We start from the raw sequence: 17,752 nt of genomic DNA, 5'->3' as shown, positions 1-17,752 counted from the left end.
GGAAGGTGGTTTAATATGAAGGTAAAAAAGGTTCCTCAAAGAATGTGCACAGGATGCATGGAGATGAAACCCAAAAAAGAACTTATAAGAGTAGTAAAAAGTAAAGAGGGAGAAGTTTCTATAGACTTGACAGGAAAAAAACCTGGAAGAGGTGCATATATCTGTAAAAGTGTAGAATGTTTAGAGAAGGCTTTTAAAACGAGAAAACTAGAAAGAAATCTAGAAACCACCCTTAGCCAGGAAGTTCATGAGAAGTTAAAGGAAGAGATAAGGGATGAAAGATAAATTATTAAGTTTTTTAGGAATTGCTAAAAAAGCTGGAAAAGTTATAGAAGGTTATAACAAATGTGAAGAAGCTGCATTAAAAAACAGATGTTTTTTACTTATAGTTTCATCAACCTGTGCACCAAATACCATAGAAAAATTCTTAAGAATATCAGAAAAAAAAGATATTTTTATAATTAATCATTATTCCACAGAGGAGCTATCTAGCGCCATTGGAAGAGAAGGTATTGGAATAATTGGTATAAGTGACAGTTCAATGGCAAATAAGATTTTGGAATTATGGAAACAAGGTAATAATATTTAGTTTCGGGGGTGAACATTTTGTCAAAAATAAGAGTTTATGAATTGGCTAAAGAATTAAATATTTCAAGTAAGGAACTTATAACCTTACTACAAGAAGAATTTAATGTAGAAGTAAAAAACCATATGAGTGTAATAGAAGATGAGGATGCTCAACTTATAAAAGAGCTGTATATGGAGAATACTAAGGGTGAAAAAAGTTCTGTAAAGATTGAAGACGATATAGAAGAAAAATATGGAGTTCTTCAGGAAGAAAAAATAGAAGAAGAAATAAAAGTTACAAAGATTAAAGGTAAAAAGGGTAAGGAAGAAAAAGCGCAACAGGATTTATTAGCAGAAGAAAGTGAAGAAATAGTAATAGAGATGGAAGATACTATTACTGTAAAAGAACTTGCAGATAAGCTAAAGAAACCTTATACAGAAGTTATAAAACAGCTTATATTTATAGGAGTTATGGCTTCATTGAACCAAGAGATAGATTTTCAAACAGCTGAAAAGTTAGGAGAAAAGTTTAATGCTTTTGTTGTTCAAAAGGAAAAAGATTTAACTTTAGAAGTAGTAGAACCTGAAGAAGATGAAGAAGAGGAAACATTAAATGAAAAGAGACCTCCAGTAGTAACAGTTATGGGTCACGTTGACCATGGTAAGACTTCACTTCTAGATGCAATAAAGAAATCTAAAGTTGCAGCTTCAGAAGCTGGTGGAATAACTCAGCATATAGGAGCTTACACTGTAAACATAGGTGATGAGAAGATAACATTTTTAGATACTCCAGGACATGAAGCATTTACTTCAATGAGAGCACGTGGTGCTCAAATAACAGACATAGTAATACTTGTAGTAGCAGCAGATGATGGTATAATGCCTCAGACAGAAGAAGCTATAAACCATTGTAAAGCAGCTAATGTTCCAATAATAGTAGCTATAAATAAAATGGATAGACCTGGAGCAAACCCTGAAAGAGTAAAGCAACAGTTAGCGGAAAGAAATTTACTTGCTGAAGATTGGGGCGGAGATACAGTAACTGTTCCTGTTTCTGCACATACAAGAGAAGGTATAGATAGCTTACTTGAAATGGTAGTATTAACTTCAGAGATGTTAGAACTTAAAGCTAATGCACAAAGAAAAGCAAAAGGAACTGTAATTGAAGCAAAACTAGATAAAGGTAGAGGAGCAGTTGCATCTCTATTAGTACAAAATGGTACTTTACAAGTAGGAGATTCAATAATTGTTGGAAGTACTTATGGTAGAATAAGAGCAATGTTTGATGATAAGGGTAAAAAGATAAAATCAGCTGGACCATCAATACCAGTTGAAATACTTGGACTTTCTGAAGTTCCATCAGCAGGTGATAGATTCCATGTAGTTAAGGATGAAAAAACTGCAAGAGAAATGGCTGAAAAGAGAAAAGAAAAGGATAGAAATGAATATTTACAATCTCACAAGGTATCCTTAGAAGATCTTTATAGTCAAATAAAAGAGGGAAAAATAAAAGAATTAAATATAATAGTAAAGGCTGATGTACAGGGTTCTGTAGAAGCAGTAAAACAATCATTTGAGAAGTTGTCTACAGATGAAGTTAAAGTAAGAGTAATACACGGTGGAGTAGGCGCTATAACAGAAACAGATGTATCACTTGCAAATGCTTCAAATGCAATTATTATTGGATTTAATGTAAGACCTGATAACAATGCTACTGCACTCGCTGAAAAAGAAAGCGTAGATGTAAAGACATATAGAGTTATATATACTGCTATAGAAGATATAAAATCAGCTATGGTTGGAATGCTAGAGCCTGATTATAAAGAAGTAATACTTGGAAGAGCCGAAGTTAGACAGCTTTATAAGATATCTAATGTAGGAACAATAGCTGGTTGTTATGTTTTAAACGGAAAGATAACAAGAAATGCTAGTGTAAGAATAGTAAGAGATGGAATAGTTGTATGTGAATCAGCACTTGACTCCTTAAAAAGATTTAAAGATGATGCAAAAGAAGTAGCTACTGGATATGAATGTGGTATTATGGTAGAAAAATTCAATGATCTAAAAGAAGGAGACATAATTGAAGCATATACAATGGAGGAAATCAAAAAAGATAAGCTATAGAATTTGAGGTGATATTATATGGCAAAGCATAGAGCAGGGAGAATTAATGAGGAAGTTAGACGAGAAGTATCAGATATAATACAGCGTGAATTAAAAGATCCTAGAGTAAACACAATGGTAAGTGTAACTAAGGTAGATGTTACAAAGGATTTAAGTTATGCTAAAGTGTATGTAAGTATTTTTGGGGATGAAGAGTCTAAAAATATTACGCTTCAAGCTCTAAAAAACTCCTCAGGATTTATTAGAAGAGAAGTAGGGCATAGAATAAAATTAAGAGTTACTCCGCAGATACTAATAGAACTAGATAATACTATAGAGCAGGGAATGCATATAGATGAAATTTTATCTAAAATAAAAAAGGAGCGGGATAGAAATGATAATGAATAATATTCTATCCCTTATTAAGAAAAGTAATACAATAGGTATTACTTTTCATACTTCTCCAGATGGTGATTCATTAGGGAGTTCTTTAGGCTTATTGCAAGCATTAAGAAGACTTAATAAAAATGCTTATATTATATGTAAAGAGGAAATTGAAAATACTTTTAGTTTCTTGCCTTATAGCACTGAGATAAATGGAAATGTTAGTACCGTAAAAGAGGGAACAGATCTTATTATAGTGTTGGATTGCGGAAACTTTGAAAGAGTAAATGCAATCTTAGATATGAAAAATAAAAATTATACATTAATTAATATAGATCATCATATATCTAACGGCCTATATGGAGATTTAAATTTTGTAGATACTAATTCCTCTTGTATGGCTGAAATAGTATATCAAATGTTAAGATCACTTGGAGTAGAAATAGATCAAGATATAGCTAAGTGTCTTTATACATCTATATTAACAGATACAGGAGCATTTAGATACTCTAATACTACTTCTGTTACTCATGCTATAGCTGGTGATTTGGTAAATACAGGGATAGATTTTAGTGCTATACATAGAATTATATTTGATAATAAGGAATTTGTAAGATTTAAGCTTTATGGGGAAGTATTTAATAAAATGGAGCTTATTAATAGTAGCATTTGCTTTATGGAAGTAACTCAAGAAATGTTTGAAAAATATAATATAGATCCATGTACAGATACTTCAGATATAGTTTCCTTTGGTAATCAAATTGAGGGCGTAGAGGTAACTGTTTTATTTAAGGAAAAGCAAAATGAAGTTAAATTAAGTATTAGATCCAAATCAAAAGTAGATGTAAGAAAAATAGCTGAAAATTTTGGGGGCGGTGGCCATATAAGAGCAGCGGGGGCTGTTATTAAGGGCAAATCTCTAAAGGAAGCTAAGGAAGAATTACTAAAAATTATACAAAAAGAGTTGATATGATGAATGGAGTAATAAACGTATATAAACCTTCAGGTATTACTTCTTTTGATGTGGTAAGAACTATAAAAAGGCTTTCTAAAACCAAGAAAGTAGGTCATACCGGAACTTTAGACCCTATGGCTTCGGGAGTACTTCCAGTATGCATAAATAATGCTACAAAAATTGTAGATTACATAATGCAAAACCATAAAGTATATAAAGCTACCTTAAAGTTAGGGGTTATAACAGATACTTATGATAGAGAAGGAAAGATACTTTCTGAAAGTGAACTTAATAATATAAGTGATAAAGACATAGAAGAAGTTATTAAAGGTTTTGTTGGAGATATAGAACAAATGCCTCCTATGTATTCAGCATTAAAGGTTAATGGAAAAAGACTTTATGAACTAGCACGAAAAGGCATTGAGATAGAGAGACAAAAAAGAAAGATAACTATATATGACATAAATATAGAAAATATAGATATCCCATATGTTGAATTTACTGTTAAATGTTCTAAAGGAACTTATATAAGAAGTCTATGCTATGATATAGGAGATGTTTTAAAAGTTGGAGGAGCTATGTGGGATTTAGAGAGAGTTGAGACGGGGACTTTTTCTATAGAAAATTCCATAGCTTTAGAAGATTTAAATGAAGAAAATATTGAGAATTTTATTATACCTATAGATGAGGCTTTAACGTATAAATCTATGGTGTTTAGCAATAAATTTGAAAAGCTCCTTTTGAATGGAGTTACTATACAAAATCCTTTTATAATTAAGGATATAGAGGAAAATATATTATATAAGGTATATATAGAAGATAGATTTATAGGAATAGGAAAAAAGACTGAAAAAGGTTTTAAAGTAGAAAAATTACTGATTTAGAGGTAATAATATGGATTTATTGGGAGAAGAAATAAATAAAAAAATACCTTATGATACTTATATAGCATTAGGAAGTTTTGATGGCTTACATTTAGGACATAGGGCATTAGTGCAAAAGGCCATAGAAGTGGCAAAGAAAAATAAAGGCAAAAGTATGATATATACATTTAAAAATCATCCTTTGTCTATTATAAATAAAGAGATAATGCCTAAATTACTAATGGATAATGATATGAAAATAAGGGTTTTGGATCACATAGGAGTGGATTATTTAAGCTTGATAAATTTCAGTAGGGAGTTTATGGAAATTTCTCCTGAAGATTTTATTTCTAATATAGTTGAAAATTATAATGCAAAGGGTATTATAGTGGGATTTAACTATAGATTTGGATATAAGAACTTAGGAGATATAACACTTCTTAAGAAATTAAGTGTTAAATATAATTTTAAGCTTTATGTGATAAATCCCATAAAACAAAATAATGAATTAATATCTAGTTCACGAATACGAAATATAATATCCGAACAGGGAGATATTAAAAAAGCTAATTCCATGCTGTATGTACCATTTTCTATAGAGGGTAAAGTAGTAAGAGGAAGGCAAATTGGAAGAGAAATTGGCTTTCCAACTATAAATTTAGACTATAATAAAGATTATGCTATACCTAAGGGTGGAGTGTATTCTACTATTGTAAAATATAAGGATAAATTTTATAAAGGGGTAACCAATATAGGGTATAACCCAACTGTTGAAAACCAAAAACTTAGCATAGAAACCCATATATTAGATTTTAATAACAATATATATGATGAAACCATTAGAGTCTATTTTACAGGAAGAATAAGAGATGAAAAGAAATTTGATTCTCTAGAAGAATTAGCTTGTAGGATAGAAAAAGATAAGGAATACGTGGAAAAGCAAAATTTACAATTAATTTCAAAAAACAATTTACTTTTATAAGCTTATTTGATATACTTATTCAAGTGAACCTTACTCTATGATTACTGGATTGCCGTCGGTATTCTTGGAGAAAGGGGATTTAACAATTGGAGGTGTATTTTAATGGAAAAGGCAAGAAAAGAAGAATTATTAACTAAACACGCAAGACATGAGGGAGACACTGGTTCACCAGAAGTGCAGATAGCACTTTTAACTGAGAGAATCAATCACTTAAATGCTCACTTAAAGCTTCACAAGAAGGATCATCATTCAAGAAGAGGTCTTCTAATGATGGTTGGTAAGAGAAGAGGACTTTTAAATTACTTAGAAAAGAAAGATATTGAAAGATATCGTGCTATTATTAAAGAATTAGGATTAAGAAAATAATATCACTAAGAGCGGCTCAGCCGCTCTATTATTTTGAATTAAGTAATTAAATTTGTATAAAAAATACCAAAAAAAACGATAATAATAGTGTAAATATCGAAGGGAGGTAAATTATGAATCATATGCTTGAAACTACTTTAGCCGGAAGAAAACTTAAAGTAGAGTTTGGGAAGGTAGGAATGCTTTCTGATTGTGCTATACTTGTAAGTTATGGTGAAACAGTAGTACTTGTAAACGCAAATGCATCTAAAGAACCTAGAGCGGGAATTGACTTCTTTCCGTTAAGTGTAGAATATGAAGAAAGACTTTATGCAGTAGGTAAAATACCAGGAGGTTTTATAAAAAGAGAGGGTAGACCTTCAGAGGATGCTATACTAACTGCTAGAGCTATAGACAGACCTTTAAGACCGCTATTTCCTAAGGGATATAGAAATGATGTACAAATAGTATGTACGGTTGTATCAGTTGAACAAGATAACTCACCTAATATATTAGCTATGAATGGTGCTTCTTTAGCTTTATGCCTATCTTCAATTCCTTTTACTACACCAGTTGGAACAGTTTCTGTAGGGTTAGTTGACGGAAAATTTGTACTAAATCCAATTCAAAGTGAAAGAGAAAAGAGTATTTTAAATTTAACTGTTTGTGCTACTAAAGAAAGAGTTACCATGATAGAAGCAGGTGCAGATGAAGTTGATGAAGAAACTATGTACAATGCTATTATGTTTGGTTTCGAAGAATGTAAGAAAATAGTAGCTTTTCAGGAAGAAGCTATGCAGAAGTTTGGAAAGGAAAAAATTGAACCTGTCTTACATAAGGTAGATGAAAATTTAGAACAGGAAGTTAGAGATTATGCTTTCCAAATGGTAAAAGATGCAATGTATATAACAGATAAAGATCAAAGAAATGTTGCTATAGATGAAGTGCGCAGCAAGGTTTCAGAACAATTTGGAGAAAAGTATCCTGAAAATGGTGCTGATATAGCTGATGTAGTATATAAACTTCAAAAAGAAACTGTTAGAACTATGATTTTAAAAGAAGGAAGAAGACCAGATGGAAGAGGATTCGATCAAGTAAGACCTATAAGTTGTGAAGTAGGACTTTTCCCAAGAACTCATGGTACAGGTTTATTTACAAGAGGGCTTACTCAAGTTATGACCGCAGCTACCATTGGACCATTAGGTGATGTTCAAATATTAGATGGAATTGGTGAAGCAGAATCTAAAAGATATATGCATCATTATAATTTCCCATCTTATAGTGTTGGAGAAGTTAGACCTCTTAGAGGACCAGGTAGAAGAGAAATTGGTCACGGTGCTTTAGCTGAAAAAGCATTAGAACCTCTTATTCCGTCCGAAGAAGATTTCCCATATGCAGTTAGATTAGTTTCTGAAGTATTAAGTTCTAATGGATCTACTTCTCAAGCAAGTGTATGTGCTAGTACTTTAGCATTATTAGATGCAGGAGTACCAATTAAAAGACCAGCAGCAGGTATTGCTATGGGACTTGTAACTAGCGATGATTTATCAGAAGAAGAAGTATTAACTGATATACAAGGTATTGAAGACTTCTTTGGAGATATGGACTTTAAAGTAGCAGGAACAGAAAAGGGAATAACTGCTATACAAGTAGATACTAAAATCAAGGGATTATCTAATGAATGTATAAGAAAGTCCATAGAAGATGCAAGAACAGCGCGTTTATTTATATTAGGAAAGATGAACGAATGTATCGCTGAGCCAAGAAAAGAAATGTCTCCTTATGCTCCAAGAGTATATACTATGACTATCGATCCAGAAAAGATAAGAGATGTTATAGGAGCAGGCGGAAAGACTATAAACAAGATAATAGCAGAAACAGGAGTAAAGATTGACATTAAGGAAGACGGAAAGATATACATCTTATCTGATGATAGCATAGGAGCTAATAAAGCTCTTAAGATAATAAATGATTTAACAAAAGTTGTGGAAGTAGGAGAAATATATTTAGGTAAGGTAACAAGAACAACTAATTTTGGAGCCTTTGTTGAAATTCTTCCAGGTAAAGAAGGATTAGTGCATATATCTAAATTAGATTTCACAAGAGTTAATAAAGTAGAAGATGTAGTTTCAGTAGGCGATGAAATACTCGTAAAAGTAACAGAGATAGATGATCAAGGAAGAGTAAATCTTTCAAGAAAAGATGCTATGAAACCTGAAGCAGATGATCAGCAACAACAACCAGAAAAAACAATTGATAAATAAAAAATAGAAGGGCTTTGTGCCTTTTTATTTTTTATAATTTATAGAATTGTGGGAGGCTAACAATGTATAAATTAGTTACGCTTAATAATGGGTTAAAGATTGCATTAGAAAAGATAGATTATGTAAATTCTGTTAGTGTAGGACTATGGGTAAAAAATGGGTCAAGAAATGAAAACACTTATAGCAATGGTATTTCACATTTTATAGAACATATGTTTTTTAAAGGTACATATAATAGAAATGCTAAACAAATAGCGGAATCTATAGAAGATGTAGGTGGTCAAATTAATGCTTTCACTGGAAAGGAAAGTACCTGCTATTATATTAAAATATTAGATAGTCATATTGAATTGGCTCTAGATGTTATATCAGATATGCTTTTTAATAGCAAATTTGACAAAGAAGATATAGAAAAGGAAAAGGGCGTTATAATAGAAGAAATAAATATGAATGAAGATTCGCCAGAGGATGTACTTATGGATCTTCATAGTAAAGCTATTTGGGGAGAAGAAGCAATTGCTCTTCCTATTTTAGGATCTATAAAGACAGTTTCATCATTTACCAAAGAACAAATATTGGAATATATTAACGCTCGTTATGTTCCAGAAAATTGTGTTCTTTCTATTGCAGGTAAGTTTGATATAGATAAAATAGAAAGTTTAGTGGAAAAATATTTTGGCAATTGGAAGTACAATGAAAATGAAGCTATAAATCATAATAAACCTAATATTTTTCATAATCATTTATTCCAAGAAAAGAAAATTGAACAATTACATTTAAGTTTAGGGCTTAATGGAATAGAAATGGGACACGAGGATGCTTATGCTCTTATATTATTAAATAATATTTTAGGTGGTGGAGCTTCTTCTATTTTATTTCAAAAGATAAGGGAAGAAAAAGGAAGATGTTATTCTATATATTCTTATTTAAGTTCTTTTAGTAATACAGGAATAATATCGATTTATACTGGATTAAATCCTAAGTATTCCTTAGAAGTAGTAGAACTTATCAAAGAAGAGGTAATCAAATTTTCTAAAACCACTATTTCAAATGAAAGACTTATAAAGGGCAAGGAACAAATGAAGGGTAATTACATTTTAGGACTGGAAAGTACCAGCAGCAGAATGTTTAACAATGGGAAATCCACATTATTTTTAAATAAAATAAATAAACCTGAAGATATAATTAAAAAAATAGATTCTATAGACATGGAAAAAATACAAAGAGTAATGGAGTATACCTTTAAAAATGGTATATTAAATTCTGCTTATGTAGGAGATAAATTGGATTTAGATGGGATTAAATCATTATTAGAAGGGGATATAACCTTATTCAAAAGTGACAATAATGATATAATTGTGTAGTATTTAGTATTGAAGTAATAATTCCTTAATATATTTCATATTATTTTATGAAATATATTAAGGAGGGCTTATAGTATGGATGACGATATGAAGCTATATAGTCAAATAGAAAGATACGAAATAATAAATATTAATGATGGGGATAAATATAGCTATTTATCTAATAATGATGTAGTAATTGATGAAAATGGAAATTTTAAATTGCTTATTTTAAACGATGTTAAAACCAAATTTAGCTTATTTGGCAAAAGTGAATTTATAGAAGTACCTTGGGAAAACGTAAAAAAGATAGGTTCAAGGACTATAATACTAGATGTGGATGAAAAAACCTTAAAAAAGACACGTGTATAATTGGAGGGATGTAGATGAAAATAGTTGTGCAAAAGTTTGGGGGAACATCTGTTTCAACTAAAGAAAGAAGAGAAATGGTAATAGAAAAAATATGTGAAGCAAAAAAGGAAGGCTTTTTTCCTGTAGTGGTAGTTTCAGCTATGGGAAGAAAGGGAGAGCCCTACGCTACAGATACACTTCTTTCGTTAGTAAGTGATAAGCTAAAGGATGAAAATAAACTTTGTATAGATTTGCTTATGGGTTGTGGTGAAATTATAAGTACTGTTGTTATGACAGATGACTTATTAAATCATAAGGAAAAAGCTATTCCATTAACAGGAGGACAGGCTGGCATTTTAACTGATGATAATTATGGGAATGCCAATGTATTAAATGTAAATCCTGAAAATATATTAGAGGTTTTAAAGGAAGGTAACATTCCTGTAGTAGCAGGTTTCCAAGGTATAAGTAAAAAGGGATATATTACGACTTTAGGTAGAGGTGGAAGTGATGTAACTGCAGCATTACTTGGAGTAGCTCTTAATGCTGAACAAGTAGAGATTTATACTGATGTTGATGGTATAATGACAGCAGATCCTAGAATAGTTTCAGATGCCTCTTTAATCAAAGAAATAAGTTATAATGAAGTATTCCAATTTGCAGATCAAGGAGCTAAGGTTATACATCCTAGGGCAGTAGAAGTTGCCATGAAATCCAATATCCCTCTGGTAATTAAAAATACTTTAAGTACCTCAAAGGGAACTACTATAAATAACAATGGAGATTTAAAGGTAGATAATATTATAACCGGTATTACTCATATGAGTGATAGAACTCAAGTGAGAGTTAGCTTAAAAGAAAATAATGAAAATGAAAACTACTATGAACTTTTAAATGTACTAGCACAAAATGGAATAAGTATAGATTTAATTAATGTGTTTCCAGAGGAAAGTGTCTTTACCATAGATGGAAAAGATATAAGTAAATTTGACCACATAATGAAAAATCTAAATCTTTTATATACCTATACAGAAAATTGCAGTAAGATTGCTATTATAGGAAGTCGTATGAGAGGAATTCCAGGAGTAATGGCTAAAATTTTAAACTATTTGAATAAGGAAAATATAAAAATATTACAAACAGCCGATTCTCATACAACTATTTGGTGCTTAGTAGAAAGTGAATATACTAAACAAGCTATAAATGCTCTGCATAGAGGATTTAAACTAGGAGAAATAAAATAAATTTATAGTATAATCTTTCCCCGTATGCACAAAATAATTTGTGTCAGGAGGGGAACAAAATGATCAATGAAAAAGACCACAGAGAAGATATAAGAAATGAAGAGTTAGAGAATATAAGGGAATTAGGTGTAACAAATATTCCTGTAAAAGATGATAAAATATACGTATTGCCTATTATAGGGCAGATAGAGGGGCATAACATGGTTCCTCCACAAAGTAAAGCTACTAAATACGAACATGTTATTCCTCAATTAGTTAATATAGAAATGAACAGTAATGTTGAGGGAATACTTGTAGTACTAAATACTGTAGGTGGTGATGTAGAGGCTGGGCTTGCTATTTCAGAAATGATAAATAGTTTAAGTAAACCTACAGTATCACTTGTAATAGGAGGAGGCCACTCTATCGGAGTTCCGCTTGCGACATCTTCGGATTATTCATTTATTTCTCCTACAGCAACTATGATAATTCATCCTATTAGAATGAATGGCCTGGTGATAGGAGTGCCTCAAACTTTTGAATATTTTAAAAAAATGCAGGAAAGAATAAATGATTTCATAGTAAGAACTTCTAAGATAGAAAAAGATACTCTCCAAGAATTATTAACTAAAACAGATAATTTATTAAATGATATGGGTACTATACTTATTGGTAAAGAAGCGGTACAATCAGGCCTCATAGATGAAGTTGGGGGAATAAAAGAAGCAATAGATAAGCTTAAAACATTAATAAATGAAAAGAAATCAACACCATAGGATCTTCCTATGGTTAATTTTTGTATAGACAAGCTTCTTTATAATAATTAAAATAGGTTATAGGAATACAGGGAGGTGAGTTATTTGGCAAGAAAAAAAACTAAAAGAAAAGCTAAAGATAATAAAGACAATAAAGAAATTAAAGGTATAATTTCTATTACTATTGGAATATTGATGATAATAAGTGTGTTTTCTCCAGGGGAATCTGGTGCAATAGGAAGATTTATAAAAAACGTTCTTATTTTTATATTTGGCTTGGGTGCATTTGTTTTCCCGTTTTTAATAGTTTTCATAGGCATTTGTTTAATACTTAGAAGGGGGAAAATAAACTTTAATAGTAAGTTTTATGGTATAGTCCTTTTTATATCCAATACTCTTTTGCTGATACATATGGCATCTATTGATAAACCTGCTTTAGAAAACGGAATAATTTCTAGTATGCAAAGATTATATTATTCTAATTCTATAATGCACGGGGGAGTACTTTGTCATATAATTGATATACCTTTATATAATTTGTTTGGTAAGCTTGGAAGTATTGTAATATTTATTGCTATATATATTATATCTTTTATAATGGTAAGCCAAATATCTTTATATAATGTAATAGAGGAATTAAGAAATAAAAAGAGAGAACAAAAGAACATAAAGAAATTGATAGAAGAAAAGCCTGAAGAATTAGTAGCTTACGATAGCGATGAGGAAGTTGAGAAAAAGGAAAATAAACTAAAAGTTATAAACTTATTTAAAAGTTCCACTATAGAAGGAGATAAAGATGAAAGCCCAGAAAAGAATCTGGTGGAAAAAGAAAGGCAAATAAATATTAAATTTAGTAGTGAAAATAATACTAAGTCTGTGGATGAAGATATACATAAACAATTAGAAAATGAAATGAATAGAGAAGATGATTTTCAAGCGGACTATGAATATTCTTATCCTCAATTAAATCTTTTAAATGCTAATATAGCTTCTAAGTTAAATAAGGAAGATAAAAAGGAACTTATAGATAATGCTAACAAACTTGAAGAAACCTTATCTAGTTTTGGAGTAGAAGCTAAAGTAATACAAGTAACCAAAGGACCATCTGTTACAAGATTTGAGCTTCAACCAAATTCTGGGGTAAAGGTAAGTAAAATAGTAAATCTTTCTGATGATATAGCACTTAGTTTAGCAGCTTCAGGAGTGAGAATAGAAGCCCCTATACCAGGTAAGTCTGCTGTAGGCATAGAAGTGCCTAATAAAGAACTAACTTCTGTTTATCTTAGGGAAGTGTTAGAATCTGATGAGTATAAAAATTTTAATAAGAATTTAGCATTTGCACTTGGAAAAGATATAGGTGGAAATTGTGTAGTTACAGACTTAGCTAAAATGCCACATTTACTTATAGCAGGAGCTACAGGTTCGGGTAAAAGTGTATGTATAAATACACTTATAATGAGCTTGCTTTTTAAATATTCACCTGAAAATGTAAAACTGCTTATGATAGATCCTAAGGTGGTAGAACTTAGTATATATAATGGGATTCCACATCTTTTAATACCTGTAGTTACAGAACCTAAAAAGGCCGCAGGAGCTCTTAATTGGGCAGTTAATGAGATGACAAGAAGATATAAAATATTTGCAGAAAATAATGTAAGAAATATAGAAAGCTATAATGACTTATATGAAAAAGGGAAGATAGATAAAAAGTTACCATTGATAGTTATGATAATAGATGAATTAGCTGACTTAATGATGGTGTGCCCAAATGATATAGAAGACTATATAGGACGTCTTGCACAAATGGCAAGAGCAGCAGGTATGCATCTTGTGATAGCAACTCAAAGGCCTTCTGTCGATGTAATTACTGGGGTTATTAAAGCAAATATACCATCTAGAATATCTTTTGCAGTTTCCAGTCAGATAGATTCGAGAACAATACTTGATATGGCAGGTGCAGAAAAACTTTTAGGAAAAGGTGATATGCTTTTTTATCCTACAGGTGAAGCAAAGCCGCTTAGAATACAAGGTGCATTTATTTCAGAGGAAGAAGTAGAAAAGGTAGTGGAATTTATAAAAAACGCTCAAGAAGAAGTAGAATATGAAAATAGTATTATAGAAGAAATAAATACAGTTACAAAGGTAAATGAAGATGATAAGGATGAATTATTAGATGAAGCAATGAGAATAGTAATAGAAACTAGTCAAGCTTCAACATCTCTTTTGCAAAGAAGGCTTAGAATAGGTTATAATAGAGCAGCTAGAATAATAGAACAATTAGAGGAAAGAGGAATTATTTCCGGTAGAGACGGAAGTAAGCCAAGGCAAATACTAGTAGATAAAGATAATATGGAGTAGGAGGACAAATATGGAAAAATTAAAGGTAGGAATAATAAGCTTAGGGTGCGATAAAAATAGGGTAGATAGTGAGATAGTATTAGATAAATTAGGTAGAAGCTATACTATCACCAATAATCCTAAGGATTCAGATATAATTCTAGTAAATACTTGTGGATTTATAGAGTCATCTAAGCAAGAATCAATAAACACAATTATAGAAATGAGTGAATATAAAAAAGGTAAAGGTAAATGTAAGGTTATAGTTGTAACAGGATGTTTAACTCAAAGATATGGAAAAGAATTGCAAGAACTTTTACCTGAAGCTGATGTAATACTTGGAGTAAATGACTATGATAAACTAGAGGAAGCTATAGATAGGGCCTTAGTAAATAATGAAAAGTCAGTTTATTGTAATTATAGTGATGTAAATATAAACGAAGGTCAAAGAGTACTTACAACTTCTAAGCATTATGCATATGTAAGAATAGGAGAGGGATGCAGCAATTTCTGTACTTACTGTGCAATTCCACGTATAAGAGGGAAATATAGAAGTAGAAAGATAGAAAGTGTATTAGAAGAAGTTAAATCTTTAGGAGCACAAGGAGTAAAAGAAATAATATTAGTTGCACAAGATACAACTAGATATGGGATAGACCTATATAATAAAAAGATGCTTCCAGAGCTTATAAGAGAAATATCTAAGATAGATGATATAAAATGGATAAGAGTACTTTATTGTTACCCAGAAGAAATAACAGATGAACTTATAAATGAAATAAAAGTTAATGATAAGGTATGTAAGTATTTAGATATACCAGTGCAGCATATAAGTAACAATGTGCTGAAGCTTATGGGAAGAAGAGGGAGAAAAGAAGAAATAGTAAATGTAATACAAAGACTTAGACAAGAAATACCAGGTATGGCTATAAGAACTTCATTGATTGTAGGGTTCCCTGGTGAAAGTGAAAGCGATTTTGAGGAATTAAAAGAATTTGTTAGAGATACTAAGATTGATAAACTAGGAGTATTTAGATACTCTCAAGAAGAAGGAACTCCAGCGGCAGAAATGGAAAATCAAATAGATGAAGAAATAAAAGAAAAAAGAGAAAAGGAAATCATGGTTATCCAGCAAGAAAATTCTTACGAAATAAATAAAAATAAAGTAGGTAAGATATACGAAGTTGTTGTAGAAAATTTTGATTCTGAATATTATATTGGAAGAAATTATGAAATGACTCCCGAAATAGATGGTGCAATTTATTTTAAATGTGATAAAATATTAAATATAGGCGATTTTGTTAAAGTTAAAATTGAGCAAAATTTAGAATATGATTTAATGGGAGTTGTATATTATGAATCTAGCAAATAAACTAACTATTATCAGGATGATTTTGGTTCCGGTATTTCTGGTGTTTTTGGCAATAAAAGGAATGCCTTATGGGAAAAGTATAGCAACTGTTATTTTCATCCTGGCAGCTCTTACAGATAAGCTAGATGGCTACATAGCAAGAAGTAGAAATCAAATAACTCGTTTTGGAAAGTTTATGGATCCTTTAGCAGATAAACTTTTAGTTACAGCAGCTCTGGTATCATTAGTAGAGTTTCAAGTGCTTCCTGCTTGGGCAGCTATGATAATAATAGCAAGGGAATTTGCTGTAACAGGACTTCGCAGTGTAGCAGCAGCAGAAGGTGTAGTTATAGCAGCTAGCGGATGGGGGAAAGCTAAGACAGTTACTCAAATAGTAGCTATAATAGCAGCACTAATTAACTTAAACAAAGATAGTTTAAGTACTTTGTCAGTATTTACTGTTATACCATATAGCTATTTAGAGTTACTTGCTCAAATATCTATGGCACTTGCTATAATAATAACTATTGTGTCTGGGGTAGATTATTTTGTTAAAAATAAAGAAGCTATAAAACCTGACAGATAGAGATTCGGATTGATTAGAAAATATAAATTTGTATATAATAATTACTGCGGTAATTAAATGGCTATAGTTCCTAGATTTTCTAGGAACTATATTCTTATGTTGACCGTGTAATAAATTTATTATATAATTAATTGTGTAGAACAAATGTTCGAATGATGAAAAGTATGAAAGGATGGTGACTCCCTTTAAGGGGATAACATGAATAATGATAAATTAAAAGCAATTGAAGCAGCTATGGGACAAATAGAAAAACAATTTGGAAAAGGATCTATAATGAAACTTGGAGAACACAGTGTATTAAATTTAGATTCTATTTCTACTGGATGTTTAGGATTAGATATAGCATTAGGTATAGGCGGGGTACCAAGAGGAAGAATAATAGAAATATATGGACCAGAATCTTCAGGTAAAACTACTGTAGCACTTCATATAGTAGCTGAAGCTCAAAAGCTTGGAGGAAGTGCTGCTTATGTGGATGCAGAACATGCACTAGATCCATCTTATGCTAAAAAATTAGGAGTAGACATCGACAATTTAATAGTTTCCCAACCAGATACAGGTGAACAAGGACTTGAAATTACAGAAGCATTAGTAAGATCAAATGCCATAGATGTAATAGTAGTGGATTCTGTAGCAGCACTAGTTCCAAGAGCAGAAATTGAAGGTGAAATGGGAGATTCTCATGTAGGATTACAGGCAAGACTTATGTCTCAAGCCCTAAGAAAATTGGCAGGTTCTATTAATAAATCTAAATGTGTAGCAATCTTTATAAATCAGCTTAGAGAAAAAGTAGGAGTTATGTTCGGAAATCCTGAAACTACTACAGGTGGTAGAGCTTTAAAGTTTTATTCCAGTGTAAGAATGGATATCAGAAGAATAGATTCCATAAAACAAGGTGATGAGGTTGTTGGAAATAGAACGAGAGTAAAACTAACTAAAAATAAGGTAGCTCCTCCATTTAAAAATGCTGAATTTGATATAATGTATAATGAAGGAATATCAAGAACAGGTGATGTCTTAGATATAGGAGTAAAGGAAGAAATAGTTCAAAAAAGTGGAGCATGGTTTTCATATAATGATATAAGACTTGGCCAAGGAAGAGAAAATGCTAAACAATTCTTTAAGGAAAACCCAGAATTACTTAAGGAAGTTGAAACTAAGATAAGACAAAAATATGAACTGCCTTTAGCGCAAGAAGAGAAAAAAGCTAGTGAAGACAATAAACAGTCGAAAAATGATAAATAATAGTATAAAAGAAAAATAATGATTAATTAACTAGCTGTTCCACATATATAACTTGACATAATGACAAAATTAATATAAAATAAATACAAAATCTGGTT

Annotated in this window: 17 protein-coding genes; all 17 read left to right on the top strand. The window is 31.0% G+C overall.

From position 1 onward, the window contains the following. The first annotated feature begins 15 nt into the window (after positions 1-15). Positions 16-285, top strand: a complete 270-nt coding sequence (rnpM, locus tag BSD9I1_RS09845) for an RNase P modulator RnpM (protein WP_035307643.1) — start codon at positions 16-18, stop codon at positions 283-285. After that, positions 275-589, top strand: coding sequence for a ribosomal L7Ae/L30e/S12e/Gadd45 family protein (locus BSD9I1_RS09840; protein ID WP_035307644.1), 315 nt, complete (start codon positions 275-277; stop codon positions 587-589). Before rnpM ends, BSD9I1_RS09840 begins: the two co-directional genes overlap by 11 nt. A 17-nt stretch (positions 590-606) precedes the next feature. Next, positions 607-2,691: a translation initiation factor IF-2 gene (gene infB, locus BSD9I1_RS09835; RefSeq protein WP_035307646.1), complete on the top strand. Its 2,085-nt coding sequence runs from the start codon at positions 607-609 to the stop codon at positions 2,689-2,691. An 18-nt stretch (positions 2,692-2,709) separates the two neighbouring features. Beyond that, a complete protein-coding gene (gene rbfA, locus BSD9I1_RS09830; RefSeq protein WP_035307648.1) occupies positions 2,710-3,078 on the top strand; it encodes a 30S ribosome-binding factor RbfA in 369 nt (122 codons plus the stop codon). Then, entirely contained in the window at positions 3,065-4,027 is a 963-nt protein-coding gene (locus BSD9I1_RS09825; protein ID WP_186430184.1) for a bifunctional oligoribonuclease/PAP phosphatase NrnA, read from the top strand. The genes rbfA and BSD9I1_RS09825 overlap by 14 nt, the downstream gene beginning before the upstream one ends. Continuing rightward, positions 4,027-4,893 carry a tRNA pseudouridine(55) synthase TruB gene (gene truB / locus BSD9I1_RS09820; RefSeq protein WP_186430183.1) on the top strand — a complete coding sequence of 289 codons (867 nt, stop codon included), beginning with the start codon at positions 4,027-4,029 and terminating at the stop codon, positions 4,891-4,893. The genes BSD9I1_RS09825 and truB overlap by 1 nt, the downstream gene beginning before the upstream one ends. Positions 4,894-4,903: 10 nt before the next feature. Beyond that, positions 4,904-5,854 carry a bifunctional riboflavin kinase/FAD synthetase gene (locus BSD9I1_RS09815; RefSeq protein WP_186430182.1) on the top strand — a complete coding sequence of 317 codons (951 nt, stop codon included), beginning with the start codon at positions 4,904-4,906 and terminating at the stop codon, positions 5,852-5,854. Between the two features lie 102 nt (positions 5,855-5,956). Further along, positions 5,957-6,220 carry a 30S ribosomal protein S15 gene (rpsO, locus tag BSD9I1_RS09810; RefSeq protein WP_035307656.1) on the top strand — a complete coding sequence of 88 codons (264 nt, stop codon included), beginning with the start codon at positions 5,957-5,959 and terminating at the stop codon, positions 6,218-6,220. A gap of 113 nt (positions 6,221-6,333) precedes the next feature. Continuing rightward, positions 6,334-8,463: a polyribonucleotide nucleotidyltransferase gene (locus BSD9I1_RS09805; protein ID WP_186430181.1), complete on the top strand. Its 2,130-nt coding sequence runs from the start codon at positions 6,334-6,336 to the stop codon at positions 8,461-8,463. Between the two features lie 62 nt (positions 8,464-8,525). Further along, complete coding sequence (locus BSD9I1_RS09800; protein ID WP_186430180.1) at positions 8,526-9,827, top strand: pitrilysin family protein; 1,302 nt, start codon at positions 8,526-8,528, stop codon at positions 9,825-9,827. A gap of 75 nt (positions 9,828-9,902) precedes the next feature. Then, entirely contained in the window at positions 9,903-10,178 is a 276-nt protein-coding gene (locus tag BSD9I1_RS09795) for a YlmC/YmxH family sporulation protein (protein WP_035307662.1), read from the top strand. A 14-nt stretch (positions 10,179-10,192) separates the two neighbouring features. Further along, positions 10,193-11,401: an aspartate kinase gene (dapG, locus tag BSD9I1_RS09790; RefSeq protein ID WP_035307664.1), complete on the top strand. Its 1,209-nt coding sequence runs from the start codon at positions 10,193-10,195 to the stop codon at positions 11,399-11,401. Between the two features lie 59 nt (positions 11,402-11,460). Then, positions 11,461-12,156 carry a ClpP family protease gene (locus BSD9I1_RS09785; protein WP_035307666.1) on the top strand — a complete coding sequence of 232 codons (696 nt, stop codon included), beginning with the start codon at positions 11,461-11,463 and terminating at the stop codon, positions 12,154-12,156. An 84-nt stretch (positions 12,157-12,240) separates the two neighbouring features. Continuing rightward, positions 12,241-14,493, top strand: a complete 2,253-nt coding sequence (locus BSD9I1_RS09780) for a DNA translocase FtsK (RefSeq protein ID WP_186430179.1) — start codon at positions 12,241-12,243, stop codon at positions 14,491-14,493. A gap of 10 nt (positions 14,494-14,503) precedes the next feature. Next, on the top strand, positions 14,504-15,844 hold the full coding sequence (rimO, locus tag BSD9I1_RS09775) for a 30S ribosomal protein S12 methylthiotransferase RimO (RefSeq protein WP_035307670.1): 1,341 nt from the start codon (positions 14,504-14,506) through the stop codon (positions 15,842-15,844). Next, entirely contained in the window at positions 15,828-16,409 is a 582-nt protein-coding gene (pgsA, locus tag BSD9I1_RS09770; RefSeq protein WP_035307671.1) for a CDP-diacylglycerol--glycerol-3-phosphate 3-phosphatidyltransferase, read from the top strand. Before rimO ends, pgsA begins: the two co-directional genes overlap by 17 nt. A 198-nt stretch (positions 16,410-16,607) precedes the next feature. Beyond that, complete coding sequence (recA, locus tag BSD9I1_RS09765; protein ID WP_035307672.1) at positions 16,608-17,654, top strand: recombinase RecA; 1,047 nt, start codon at positions 16,608-16,610, stop codon at positions 17,652-17,654. Positions 17,655-17,752: the final 98 nt, after the last annotated feature.

Origin of the sequence: Clostridium sp. BSD9I1 (genome assembly GCF_900185645.1) — a bacterium.
In the GTDB taxonomy this organism is placed as follows: domain Bacteria; phylum Bacillota; class Clostridia; order Clostridiales; family Clostridiaceae; genus Clostridium_AK.
The sequence above is the reverse complement of the archived record's forward strand: the minus strand, read 5'-3'. Positions and strand labels throughout refer to the sequence as shown.